General features: G+C 63.8%; 12 protein-coding genes. 7 read left to right on the top strand and 5 right to left on the bottom strand.

All coding sequences use genetic code 11. The annotated features are described in order from the left end of the window. The coding region (locus tag A5747_RS12295) for an AMP-binding protein (protein ID WP_142245541.1) at positions 1-286 on the top strand (286 nt) is incomplete at its 5' end. On the opposite strand, the gene A5747_RS12290 is transcribed toward A5747_RS12295, so the two are convergent. Genes A5747_RS12290 through A5747_RS12280 form a run of 3 tightly spaced genes read right to left on the bottom strand, consistent with a single transcriptional unit; the run spans position 232 to position 4018 of the window. Continuing rightward, a complete protein-coding gene (locus A5747_RS12290) occupies positions 232-1911 on the bottom strand; it encodes a condensation domain-containing protein (protein WP_076124476.1) in 1680 nt (559 codons plus the stop codon). The genes A5747_RS12295 and A5747_RS12290 overlap by 55 nt on opposite strands. Before the next feature lie 39 nt (positions 1912-1950). Beyond that, positions 1951-2376 carry an acyl carrier protein gene (locus A5747_RS12285; RefSeq protein WP_083700371.1) on the bottom strand — a complete coding sequence of 142 codons (426 nt, stop codon included), beginning with the start codon at positions 2374-2376 and terminating at the stop codon, positions 1951-1953. Continuing rightward, entirely contained in the window at positions 2345-4018 is a 1674-nt protein-coding gene (locus tag A5747_RS12280) for an AMP-binding protein (RefSeq protein WP_083700369.1), read from the bottom strand. Before A5747_RS12280 ends, A5747_RS12285 begins: the two co-directional genes overlap by 32 nt. A 972-nt stretch (positions 4019-4990) precedes the next feature. Here A5747_RS12280 and A5747_RS12275 point away from each other — a divergent pair. After that, positions 4991-5743: a class I SAM-dependent methyltransferase gene (locus tag A5747_RS12275; protein ID WP_076124468.1), complete on the top strand. Its 753-nt coding sequence runs from the start codon at positions 4991-4993 to the stop codon at positions 5741-5743. Between the two features lie 95 nt (positions 5744-5838). Here A5747_RS12275 and A5747_RS12270 read toward each other — a convergent pair whose 3' ends face one another. Beyond that, positions 5839-7890: a glycoside hydrolase family 15 protein gene (locus A5747_RS12270; RefSeq protein ID WP_076124466.1), complete on the bottom strand. Its 2052-nt coding sequence runs from the start codon at positions 7888-7890 to the stop codon at positions 5839-5841. A gap of 623 nt (positions 7891-8513) precedes the next feature. On the opposite strand from A5747_RS12270, the gene A5747_RS12260 reads away from it, so the two are divergent. Next, entirely contained in the window at positions 8514-8951 is a 438-nt protein-coding gene (locus tag A5747_RS12260; RefSeq protein ID WP_142245540.1) for a hypothetical protein, read from the top strand. Here the strand turns inward: A5747_RS12260 and A5747_RS25645 are convergent. Next, on the bottom strand, positions 8923-9144 hold the full coding sequence (locus tag A5747_RS25645; protein ID WP_198938176.1) for an FAD-dependent monooxygenase: 222 nt from the start codon (positions 9142-9144) through the stop codon (positions 8923-8925). The genes A5747_RS12260 and A5747_RS25645 overlap by 29 nt on opposite strands. 26 nt (positions 9145-9170) lie before the next feature. Here A5747_RS25645 and A5747_RS12255 point away from each other — a divergent pair, with 26 nt between their 5' ends. The 4 genes from A5747_RS12255 (at position 9171) to cysW (ending at position 12427) form a co-directional block, all read left to right on the top strand. Continuing rightward, positions 9171-9374, top strand: coding sequence for a hypothetical protein (locus A5747_RS12255; RefSeq protein ID WP_233148028.1), 204 nt, complete (start codon positions 9171-9173; stop codon positions 9372-9374). Positions 9375-9684: 310 nt separating this feature from the next. Further along, a complete protein-coding gene (locus A5747_RS12250) occupies positions 9685-10731 on the top strand; it encodes a sulfate ABC transporter substrate-binding protein (protein WP_076124457.1) in 1047 nt (348 codons plus the stop codon). Continuing rightward, a complete protein-coding gene (gene cysT, locus A5747_RS12245) occupies positions 10728-11612 on the top strand; it encodes a sulfate ABC transporter permease subunit CysT (protein ID WP_076124455.1) in 885 nt (294 codons plus the stop codon). Before A5747_RS12250 ends, cysT begins: the two co-directional genes overlap by 4 nt. Beyond that, positions 11609-12427 (top strand): sulfate ABC transporter permease subunit CysW, encoded by an 819-nt coding sequence (gene cysW / locus A5747_RS12240; protein ID WP_076124453.1) that lies wholly within the window; start codon positions 11609-11611, stop codon positions 12425-12427. Before cysT ends, cysW begins: the two co-directional genes overlap by 4 nt. Positions 12428-12434 lie beyond the last annotated feature (7 nt).

Genomic DNA, 12434 nt, shown 5'->3' with positions numbered 1-12434 from the left:
ACCGCAAACCCCCCCCCCCCCACACCTGCCCACACCGGACAACCTCGCCTACATCATGTACACCTCAGGATCAACCGGACGCCCCAAAGCCGTCGCCATCACCCAACGCAACGTGGTGGCATTGTTTGCGGGCCTTAAGAAGTGGATCGGTTTCCCCCGGACGGATGTCTGGGCATGGTGTCATTCACCGGCCTTCGACGTCTCGGTGTGGGAGTTGTGGGGAGCGCTGCTTCACGGCGCGCGCGTTGTGGTGGTGTCATGGGATGCGGTGCGCTCGCTGGGGTAGTTGGGGTCGATGGGCAGGTAGGCTGCGCCGGTTTTGGAGATGGCCAGTAGCGCGGTGACTAATCGGGTGGAGCGGGGCAGTGCGACCGCGACGATGGTTTCCGGTCGGGCTCCATAGGTTGTCAGTCGGGCGGCGAGATGGTTTGCGCGAGCGTCGAGTTGGCGGTAGGTCAGGGTCTCGTTGTCGTCGTTGATTGCGGGGGCGTCGGGGGTGCGGGCGGCCTGGGCGGCGAACAGTTCTGGCACGGTGGCCTGCGGTATTGGCGTGGCGGTGTCGTTCCATCGGTTCACGACTTGGTCGCGTTCGATCGCATCGATGATCTCGATCTGATCGATCCGCCGCTCCGGATCAACCGAGACAGCATGCATAAACGACGTTAGGTGAGCTGCCAAACGGATGAGATCCTGCTTGGCGTACAGCAGCCCGTTTGCATCAAGTTGGATATAAATATCGCCCGGCTGGCCCTTATCGCCTTGACGCGTATCGTAATACGCCGAGATCAAGAGATCATCGCAGGCTCCGAAAGTGGCGCCCCGAAAAACTGCACGACTTTCGCCGAATTCGATGTTTCCGAAGAATGGCAGAACATTGACGACGGGTCCAAATCGGTTGGTTCTCCCGTTCAGCAGGCCGACGTCGCGCTGAATTTCCGAGATTTGATATCGGGCATGGGCAACCAGCGTGCCGATCTCTCGATCCAATGATTTCGCAAAATTCGTGAAGCGGATCCGTGGCGCCGTGCTGATGCGGACCGGAACAACGTTTGAGAGCATGCACGGCGTGCTCCATGCGACGCCGAACCTGTTAGCGACCGCTAGTCGAATCGAAAACTCCGATGCGGACGACGCTCGACTAAAGAAACCGGCCAGGCACCCGGTCAAAAACCGAGGCAGGGATTGGCCAGCGCGACCCGCAGCCGTTCTCAGCCGAGCCGCATCGTCTCCGGTCAGAGCCAAGCTTTGATGCAAGCTTGCCGGCTGTGGGAGATTTGGGCGTTCGGAGATTGCCAGCGGCTCTGGCCAAGCAGCCGTATAGTTGGTCCAAAATTCTTTATCGGAAACAAAGCTCTCGGAGCATCTATATTGCCAGTCATCGCTGGCGATCAATTCTGGACCGCAAAATTTAGATCGGGAGGGGCTGACGCCCGACATCGCGGCCGTGTACACCTCCGCTATGCGCCGAACGGCAACAAGTAGTCCAAATCCGTCACACACGATGTGGTGGACTACCACGAATAGCGTGTGGCGCAATTCATCTACCTTGATCAGCCCCGCGCGGTACAAGATGTCATGACTTAGGTCGAACGCGCGATGAGTTATCGCCGATATTATGATGCGTCCAGCGGATTCTGGGTTGTCCGTATGGCTGACATCGAAGTAGTCCGGTTCCCAGGCGTCCGGGTCGCGCTGCGTTTGGCGCAGTCCGGCTTCGTCTTGAGCAAAGGTGACACGCAAAGTTGGGGCTTCGCGACAGACGTCACGCAAAGCTTTCGCCATGACGCCGTGATCCAGTGGGCCGAAGATTTCAAGATGGCAGGAGATATTATTCGGCACATCCGGAACTAATCCTTGGGCAAACCATAAAGCCTCCTGCGCAGATGATGCTGCGATGCGACGGTCCGACACGACTACCTCCCACAACAGACGCTGACGCCGTCAATGCGGCTATGATTTTTTGGGGTTTAGTTGGTAAAGGCAGCTATCGCCGTTAGCGTGGATACCACGCCTGGGGTTATGTGGTCGGTCCGTCGCATCGCCTTCGACTTTGGGCACAATGAGATTGGCGAGCTCGCCAATCGTGAGTTCGACAAATACCACCACTTCTCCAATTTCCAAGGCAACGTCGAGGGCGCGTTCGACTTCTAGCAGGAGCTCCACCCGGGACGCTGACTCGAGGCCCAAATCCAGCGACAGGTTGGTCTGGTCAGTTAATTCACGCTCAGAAAACGACGGGCGAAGGGCGCATACGGCGCGGATGATCTCGGCGACCACACGATCGCGGGTTAGCGGCGTGCTGCTTACCGGCGCCGGTTTTCCGGAGGTGCGAATCTCGGGTTCGTCATTGTGTGATGCGTTGGTAGAGCCGGTCATTGCCCGCCTCCATGAGATCTGCGGCAATGCGGCGCCTGCGCAGCTTGCCGCTGGTTGTCTTACTTAGCCAGTTCCGTGGTACGAATCTGACCCCCGTCAACGGCAGACCGGCCGCTCTGGCAGCTCCCAGCAGTTCTCGACGGCAGGCCATTGCCGCGTCGTCGCTGACGTCGGATCCGCTTTCGATCACTGCAACCATCTGGGTTGCCGCGTCGTGGTCCACTCCGACCACCGCAACGCGCCCTGTTTTGCCAAAGCCCGTCCGGACCAGGAAGTCTTCGACCTCGGTGGGCAAAAAATCCTGACCGGCGACCCGCACGACTTCGGCGGCCCGACCGGTGAAGACCAATTCGCCGTCAGCAATGAATCCGAGGTCGCCGGTGTGCACCGGAACCGAAGCGGGGATAACTTCGCCTCCGAAGGGGCCCGAGCACCGAGACGCTGACCGCACAACTACATCGCCGACGATCCGCTCGCCTGCCGGATGCCCCCCGACCTCGATCCATACTTCGGTATTGCGCGCGGGTGGTCCAACGGACACCAGTCGGGTGAATCGCTCGCTTCGATCGGGTGTTTCGGGCGCATCCACCGTCCGCCAGTGCCGATCCCCGGGAGCACAGGTCACCATCAGCGTCGCGTCGGCTAGGCCATAGCACGGTCGCACGACATTTTCGCCGCATCCGGCCGTTGATTCGAACGCCGTTAGGACATTAGGGCGGATGACGTCGGCGCCTACGAGCACGGCGCGCAGCGCATCGAGACGGCGGCCGCGCGATGCCAAGGCCTTGGTTGCGATATGCATCCCGGCGGGAATGACCGGCCAAAAGCCCACTCGGTGAGTCGCCATTTGTTCGATCCACTGGGCCGGTGCCGTCAGGAATTCTTCGGGGCTCCACAGCAACAAAGGGCACCCGAGCGATAAACCGAGCAACGTGCTGACGAGTCCCATGTCATGCGACAGCGGCAGCCACGAGCCCGCCACGGGGTCCGATCCGACCGCGGTGGCGTCCGCCAATATCTCCAATTGAGCACCGAGGGCGCGATGTGATATCCGCAGGGGCCGAGGGCTGCCGACACTCCCCGAGCTGAACTGTAAAAAGGCCGTTTGCTCGTGAGCGACGTCGGGTTGCGAGTGCTTTGATACCTGTTGCCACGTTCCATGCAGGTAGACGAATCGAGCGTTGACCTTTTCGGCAACGTCGTTAACGCGTCTTTGCACCGACGTAGCCGACTCGTAGGTTCGTGAGCCAGACAGCACAAGTGGCACTCCGCCGGCAAGCGCCACGGCGAAAAGCCCGGCCAAGGCGTCCTGTGGCTCCTGCACGACGATCGGTACGACAGTGCCTGCCAGATCTGGGGCCATTGCCGATTCGGCACGACCTGCGGCGACGATCTCACGCGCATCGAGCGTGGCACGGGCGCGAATGATCGGTATCGCTGTCGATCTGCCTTCGATGGACTCGCAGAGGTCAACAAGTACGGAACCCTGGGAAACGAATGTGTCCGGCAGTAGATTTGCACTCAGGGATTTCATCATCGCACCTCTCATAACCGGATCGGATTTTAAAGCGCTGTGATGCGGTGGCGCACGTAATTCGCGTTCGCAGAATCGTCCCGAAAAGCGGTCGCCACGGAACGGCATTGTGGAATTGAAAAATGGGCCCGATGATTTTCAAATATTGTTTGCCATGTACCGACACGGATGCTGGCATTCGCGCGGTTTTGCGCGGTTATAAGGAGCTGGCTTCGTGGGGTCGCGGCATAAGATATCGGGTCACCCGTTAGAGGTTTGGTGGGGCCCGATGGGACGAATGGCGCAAATCGGCAAATGCGATCGCAGCCGCTGAGCACTTGCACAAATGCTGCCCCGCTAGGCGGGCGATCGGCGTCGCGGTTGCCTTCGGCGGCGATACGCGCGAGCAACACTGTCCCCGGGTGGACCGCAAACTCGACCATCGCATCCTCCAACCGGTGCAGCACCCGCGTTTCATAGGAGGGGCGAGCGTGCTGAGCGCCGCTGAATCGTCTCTCTAACTTCCTTTCTCTCCCAGCTCATCATGGCTCATATCGCTCTTGCTGCACAAGGCCCAACTGTGTCCGCCTTCGGCCCGCCTGGAATTGGGCGCGCGACTGAGCGTCCCTTCGTGGCAAGCGGACAGAAGCGTTTCGGATCGCGCGCAGCAACCTGAAAATCGTCAGTCGCGACATGACGTCTGTCGGCGATTCCGACGCGCCGTCCACGACCCAGCTGCCCGCCTGGGCATAATGATCCGGCAAGCCTGCGGTTACCGGCACCGCGGCCCCCGCTCACGGTCGGTGACCGTTTAGCGCCTTCGTCATATCGGATCTCATCCGGTTGTCGCCAAAGTCGGGGAGTCGACCTCGAGGATCCGTTAGCGTAGGCTGCAACGTGATTATCAAGTTTGCTGTAGATGGTCGATCATTGCTCACATGTCTAATAGACGGCTCAATTCGTCGCAAGCCTAATAAAAGTACCAGAATTGATCGCACGCCTAATAACAAGGTTGAATTGTCAGAACAAGTTAATTAACGGCATCGAAGAAATTAATTAACAGACTCGAAAGAAAGTAATTTACGCGCTCGAAGAAATTAGGTGACCGATTTGACCGCAGCGTTGTCCCCGGCCTTGCGCAGGGCGCTGCAACTGCTCGCCGAGCCTCCCACCGAGCCGGAGGTCACCAGGGGCTACCTCGATTTGCTCGCAGCCGAATCGGTTGGAGAAGGCTCCCCATCGGCGAACAAACCCGCGGCGATCCAGGCGTTGTGGGCCTCCCCGATTGCGGCGATGGTCTACGACAACGCCCAAGCAGTGCTGCGCAAGCTGGTGCGGGCTTTCGAGCCCCCAGTCGAGTGGCTCGACATCCCGCGGGGCGGGATCATCCTGGACGCTGGCTGCGGCCCTGCCAGCGTCACTGCGTCTCTGGCCCGCGCCGCGGGCCCGGGCGCACTGGTGCTGGGGGTTGATCGCTCCAGGGCGATGTTGGCGCGCGCGGTCCGCGCGCAAACGGGACCACAGGTCGGCTTTCTACGCGCGGACGCACAGCAGCTTCCACTGCGCGACGAGACGGTCGATGGGGTGGTCTCGATCGGCGTGCTGCAATTCATGCCGGACCCGGCTGCCGCGCTGGGCGAGATGGCGCGCGTGCTGCGACCGGGCGGACGGCTGGGTGTGGTCGTCCCCGTCGTCCGGCATGCCGCCCCGTTCTGGCGCAGGCTACCGAGCCTCGATCCGTACGTGTTCAGCAAAGATGAGGTCGCGGACATCCTGATGGAGCACGGCTTCGCCGGCGTGCAGACCAAGAATGTCGGGCCCGTCCAGTGGGTGCGCGGCAAACGCGGGGCGTAACCTCGGCAGTAGCACGTCGGCGTGGTCGGCGTTTCGCGAAAATCCATGGAGCGCAAGGGCATACGGACGGTGGCCGCGATGGATGGGCTGAAGCGCTATGTCGGCGCGTTGGCGGGCTGGAACATCCCGGAGCCGTCGGATTCCTCCTCAGCGCGGATCACGTGCACCACCGCGTTGATCAACGCCAGGTGGGTGAACGCCTGCGGGAAGTTGCCCAGGTGCCGGCCGGTGCGCGGCTCGATCTCCTCGGCGTAGAGGTGCAGCGGGCTCGCGTAGGACAGCAGCCGCTCGCAGAGCCGCTTGGCACGGGCTACCTCGCCGATCTCGACCAGCGCCGACACCAGCCAGAAGGAGCAAATCGTGAACGTGCCCTCCTCGCCGGAAAGCCCGTCGTCGGTCTGTTCGACCCGGTAGCGCAGCACCAGGCCTTCCTCGGTGAGCTCGTTTGCGATCGCGAGCACCGTGTTGCGCACTCGCGGATCGTCGGGCGGCAGGAATCGGGTCAGCACCACCAGCAGCAGCGAGGCGTCCAGCGCGTCGCTGCCGTAGCGCTGGGTGAACACGCCGCGGGAGTCCACGCCGTGCTTCAGGATGTCGGCCTTGATCTCCTCGGCGATGTCATGCCATTGCTGGGCATAGCTCTTCTCACCCTGTCGCTTCGCCAGTTTGGACCCGCGGTCCAGGGCCACCCAGCACATCACCTTCGACGACGTGAAGTGTTGCGGCTCCCCGCGCACCTCCCAGATTCCGCGGTCGGGCTCGCGCCAATGCGCGATCGCCTCCTCGACCTGCTTCTTCAACACCGGCCACAACGTTTCCGGAACCTGCTCGCGTGACTTGGCGTGCAGATAGAACGAATCCAGGATCGAGCCCCAGATGTCGTGCTGGACCTGGTCGTAGGCGCCGTTGCCGATGCGCACCGGGCGGGCGTGGTCGTAGCCGGTCAGGTGGTGCAGCTCGTCTTCGACCAGGCTGCGTTCGCCACCCACCCCGTACATCACCTGCAGCGGATGGCGCTCGTTGCTGTTGGCGCCGGACACGTCGGCGATGAACGCGAAGAAATCGTCGGCCTCGCGGTCGAGTCCCAGCGTGTAGAGCCCCCACAACGCGAACGTCGAGTCGCGAACCCAGGCGTAGCGGTAGTCCCAATTGCGTTGCCCCTGAGGTGTTTCCGGAAGCGACGTGGTACTGGCCGCCAGCAGCGCGCCGGTGGGGGAATAGGTCAGGCCCTTCAGTGTCAGCGCGCTGCGCTGCAGGTACGCCCGCCACGGATGGTCGGGGAAGTTGCCAATGTTGATCCATTGCCGCCAGCACTCGGTGGTCTGCCACATCTTTTCCGCAGCCTCGGCATAGGTCTGCGGCGCCGGGTGCTTGGTCCAGCTGAGCGCGACGAAGACGTCGTCGCCCTCGGTCATCCGGGTGCGCGCCCGGGCCTCCCGGCCCTCGATACCGATGCGCAGGTTCGTGGTCAGCCGGAGCGTCGGGTGGGTGTCGGGTTGCCGGCCCGCTCGCGCGACGGCCTCACCGTAGGCATTGGCCGAGTAGTCCCAAACCGCGGTGTCGCGGTGGTAGTCGAACGCCGGCTCGCAGCTCATCATCAGTTCGACGGTGCCGCTGACGCACCGCACCGTGCGCAGCAGGATGTGCTCGGCATCCCAGTCCATCGGGGTGCGACGGTGCGTGTGCGAGCGACGTTCGAGGTCGTGCCAGGGCCCCATCACCAGCGCGTCGCGCACGATCAGCCAGCCGGTGTGGGTCTGCCAGGTGGTCTCCATGATCAGGCTGCCGGGAAGGTAGCGGCGGGCCGACGGCACCGAGACGCCGTAGGGGCCGAGCCGGAAATGCCCGGCGCTGCGGTCCAGGATCGCGCCGAACACGCTCGGCGAGTCCGGCCGGGGTACGCACAGCCACTCCACGGAACCGGCCGGGGAGATCAGGCAGGTCGTCTCCCAGTCGGACAGAAACGCGTAATCGGCGATCGGCGGAAACGGGTTGCGCAGCGCACCAGTGGACGCGAAGGGTGCGGGCGCGCTGAAATCGAGGGGCGACGCCAAAGCCGATTCGCGGCTGCTCTCCGGCGCCGTTTCGAGGGCTTCCCCGGGGACGGCGTCGGCGGGTTGGTCGGCAGGTTGAGCGTGCAGCACCATTTCGACATCATCGACTGTCGACCTGCTCGCCGTCCATGATTTTGCTGATAAGCGTTGGCGGTGACCTTCCCGCGCCGTAGTTGTGCTGCCCGTCGTGCCAGCGGTGACCCACGCTACGGGGCTTTGCCGGACTGCCTCATCGGCGGTGGCATCGCGTTGATGCGCCGCGTCGGCGGGGCGTGTGGCTCACCAGCATGCCGGCGCACAATTGGTGATCGTCGCTTGGCTATTGGTACACGAGTCGGACCGGCTGCGCCTCAACGATTCTCATCGCGTCGTCAGTGGCGATATCGTCGAAACCCGGGACTCGCACGTACGAGACCGACAGTGGTGGAAAGACTTTGGCAGAGCCGAACCACCGGATCAGCAACGAGGCGACGATGCGCAGCTGGCCGTTTGTGCGTATTGCGTTCTGCGCCAAGATAATACGGGTCCGGTAAGGCCTCGAGTGTTGTACGCCAGTCCAATACGCACTGACGTTGCAAAGCTGTGCCGCCGCGCATAGCGTCATCACGCGGGTGGCTCGCCCCGGCGCCTAGTCCGGGGAGGGCGCCAGATGGGTGGAGAGTCTGCCCGGGGGGATCAAGCCGGATATCCCCATTCAGCAACGAATGGAGAATGCGATGGAAACAATTCACAACCTCCGCAGATGGATTCTCGCCGCGGCCATGGCGGGTGCGCTCGGTGCTTTCGGACTGGGCGCCGGGATGGCCAGCGCTGACCCGGACAACGGCGGCAGCGTCAACGGTGGTGCCGGTGGCGGCGTTAACGTGGGTCCGGTCCAAGGCGGTGTCGGCGGCAACACGGGTGGCGGTGTCAACGCCGGTCCGGGCGGCGTCAGCGGCGGTGCCGGCACCGGCACCGGCGGCGACCTTAACTTGGGTCCGGTTCAGGGCGGCGTGGGCGGCAACACGGGTGGCGGTGTCAACGCCGGTCCGGGCGGCGTCAGCGGTGGTGCCGGCACCGGCACCCGTGGCGGCGTTGACCTGGGTCCGGTTCAGGGTGGCGCGGGCGGCCACACGGGTGGCGGCATCAACGCCGGTCGCGGCGCCGGCAGGTAATCCCTCGACAGGGCAGTGCCGGTGCTGTCGCGAATGCGGCGGCGCCGGCACTGGCGCGCTTTTCCATCACGGTGACTTTTACGCCGGCGCGAGCCGGCAGCGGGCCAACGATCATGCCAGCCGGTCCGCCGCCGACGATCAATCGTGCCCCGGACTCGGACGACGCGGCAGGCACCCGCCGACCTTGGCACATTGGTTTCCGCTGCCGGGGCGAATAGTGTGAGCCCGGTGAACGCGTTCCTGAATTGGTGGGACGGCAACGAGCTGTGGCTTTCTGGTCTGGCCTTCGTGTTACAGGCCATGGTGGTGATGCCCGTCGTGCTGGTCGTGGCCTACGTCACGGCGACTTTGCTGGACGGCCTCCTCGGCAGGGGCATCGGGTTGATGCGTCGCGCCCGCCACGCTGACGGGGCGGCCGGTTAGCCCGCATGCCCCGCTCGCACGTGACGTTGATTCTCGTCACGCTCGTGGTACTGGTGATCGTCGCGTGGCTGCTGACGCACTGACGCCGGGTGCCGATGCGGGGTCCGGTGGCGGCCCCGCGAATTCCTGTTAGGCTTCGCGCCATGCACGTAGCAACCGGTGTTTTGGACTGCTATGTATTCGTGCACTGTTGTCGCTGACTCCCAAACCCGTGCGCGGTCTGGTCTGAGTTCGTAGCTCCTACTGAAATTCTCGGCGCCTTTCCGCAGTTACGGATCGATATCAATAGTCCCGCACTGGAAGGCCATCAATGTTCGACGACATCGCAGGCGCGCTGCGCCGGCGGCGGGTTCGCTATGCCGGGGTGCTCGCGCTGGTTGCCGCTGTCGTCGCGGCGTGTCAGGGCGGCCCTAGCGACGTGGTCGGTAGCGGCGGCCCGGCGAATGCCCACACGAGCCTTACCCTGGTCGCCTACTCCGCCCCAGAACCCGGCTGGAGCAAGGTGATTCCCGCGTTCAACGCCTCCGAGGAGGGCAAGGGCGTGCAGGTGATCACCTCATATGGCGCCTCGGGCGATCAGTCGCGCGGTGTCGTCGACGGTAAGCCGGCCGACGTCGTGAACTTCTCGGTCGAACCGGACATCAGTCGTTTGGTCAAGGCCGGCAAGGTTTCCAAAGACTGGAATACCGACGCCACCAAGGGCATCCCGTTCGGCTCGGTGGTGACTCTTGTGGTGCGCGCGGGCAATCCCAAGAACATCAAGGATTGGGATGACCTGCTGCGGCCCGGTGTCGAGGTCATCACGCCCAGTCCGCTCAGCTCGGGTTCGGCCAAATGGAATCTGCTCGCCCCGTACGCCGTGAAGAGCAGCGGCGGCCAAAATGCGGATGCCGGAGTCGATTTCGTGCGGCAATTGGTGAGCGGGCACGTCAAACTGCGTCCCGGATCGGGGCGGGAAGCCACCGACGTCTTCGTCCAGGGCAGCGGTGACGTGTTGATCAGTTACGAGAACGAGGCCATCGCCACCGAGCGACAGGGCAAGCCGGTCCAGCATGTCACCCCGCCGCAGACGTTCAAGATCGAGAATCCGGTGGCGGTGGTGAGCACCAGCCCGCACCTGGATGCCGCGAGGGCATTCAAGAACTTCCAGTACACCGCGGCGGCGCAGAAGTTGTGGGCGCAGGCGGGGTTCCGGCCCGTCGACCCGGCGGTCGCCGCCGACTTCCGCGACCAGTATCCGGCGCCGGCGAAGCTGTGGACGATCGCCGAACTCGGCGGCTGGGGCACGGCGGATCCGCAGCTCTTCGACAAGAACACCGGCAGGATCACCAAGATCTACATGCAGGCCACCGGATGACGGCGGCGATCACACCGGACCCCCAGGCGACGCGGCCGGAACTCGACGGCGCCGCCGGGCGATGGGCTCCACAGGGGTGGTCCCCCCGTGGGTCGGGCACCACGTCGTTTCGGGTGGGTGTGGCGCTGGTGTGGCTTTCGGTGATCGTGTTGTTGCCGTTGGCCGCCATCGCGTGGCAGGCCGCCGGCGGCGGTTGGCGCGCGTTCTGGCTGGCGGTGACGTCGAACGCCGCGGTGGAGTCGTTCCGGGTGACGCTCACCATTTCCGCCGGAGTCACGGTCGTCAACCTGGTCTTCGGTCTGTTGATCGCCTGGGTGCTGGTGCGCGACGACTTCGTCGGCAAGAGGCTCGTCGACGCGATCATCGATCTGCCGTTCGCGTTGCCGACCATCGTCGCCAGCCTGGTGATGCTGGCCCTGTACGGGAACAACAGCCCGGTGGGCCTTCATCTGCAGCACACCGCGTGGGGTGTGGCCGTCGCGCTGGCTTTCGTCACGCTGCCGTTCGTGGTGCGTGCGGTTCAGCCGGTGCTGCTGGAAATCGATCGCGAGACTGAGGAGGCGGCGGCATCGCTGGGCGCCTCGGGGCCAAAAGTTTTCACTTCGGTGGTGTTGCCGTCGCTGACCCCCGCGTTGTTATCCGGTGCGGGGCTGGCGTTCTCGCGTGCGATCGGCGAATTCGGTTCGGTCGTGCTGATCGGTGGTGCCGTTCCGGGGAAGACCGAAGTGTCGTCGCAGTGGATCCGCACCTTGATCGAGAACGACGACCGCACCGGCGCGGCGGCGATATCCATTGTGCTGCTGGCGCTCTCGTTTCTGGTGCTGCTCCTGCTGCGTGTGGTCGGTGCGCGCGCGGCCAAACGCCAGGAGTTGTCCGCATGAGATCTTCGTCGCGGGTTCGCTACACGATCCGGTACGTCGCGCTGGCATATATCTTCGTGCTGCTCATCGTTCCGGTCGCGGTGATCCTGTGGCGCACCTTCCAGCCCGGATTCGGCCGGTTCGTCGAGTGGATCAGTACCCCGGCGGCGATATCGGCGCTGAACCTGTCGCTGCTGGTGGTGGCCATCGTGGTGCCGCTGAACGTGGTCTTCGGTATCCCGACGGCATTGGTGCTCGCGCGCAACCGGTTTCGCGGCAAGGGCGTGGTGCAGGCGATCATCGATCTGCCGTTCGCGGTGTCGCCCGTCATCGTGGGCGTGGCGTTGATCCTGTTGTGGGGATCGGCCGGTGCGCTGGGCTTCGTCGAACGGGACCTGGGATTCAAGATCATCTTCGGCCTGCCCGGCATCGTGCTCGCGAGCGTCTTCGTCACCCTGCCTTTCGTGGTGCGCGAGGTCGAACCGGTGTTGCACGAATTGGGAACCGACCAGGAGGAAGCCGCCGCAACACTGGGTTCGACGTGGTGGCAAACGTTTTGGCGGATCACCCTGCCGTCCATCCGGTGGGGCTTGACCTACGGCATCGTGCTGACCGTCGCGCGTACGCTCGGGGAATACGGCGCGGTCATCATCGTGTCGTCCAACCTGCCGGGGACGTCGCAGACGCTGACATTGCTGGTCTCGGACCGCTACAACCGTGGGGCCGAGTACGGCGCCTACGCGCTGTCGACGCTGCTGATGACCGTTTCCGTGGTGGTGCTGATCTTCCAGGTGGTTGTCGACGCCCGCCGGGCCCGCGCAACCAGAGAGGTTTGAACGAGGT

This window comes from Mycobacterium sp. IS-836 (assembly GCF_001954275.1).
In the GTDB taxonomy this organism is placed as follows: Bacteria; Actinomycetota; Actinomycetes; order Mycobacteriales; family Mycobacteriaceae; genus Mycobacterium.
The sequence above is the reverse complement of the archived record's forward strand: the minus strand, read 5'-3'. Positions and strand labels throughout refer to the sequence as shown.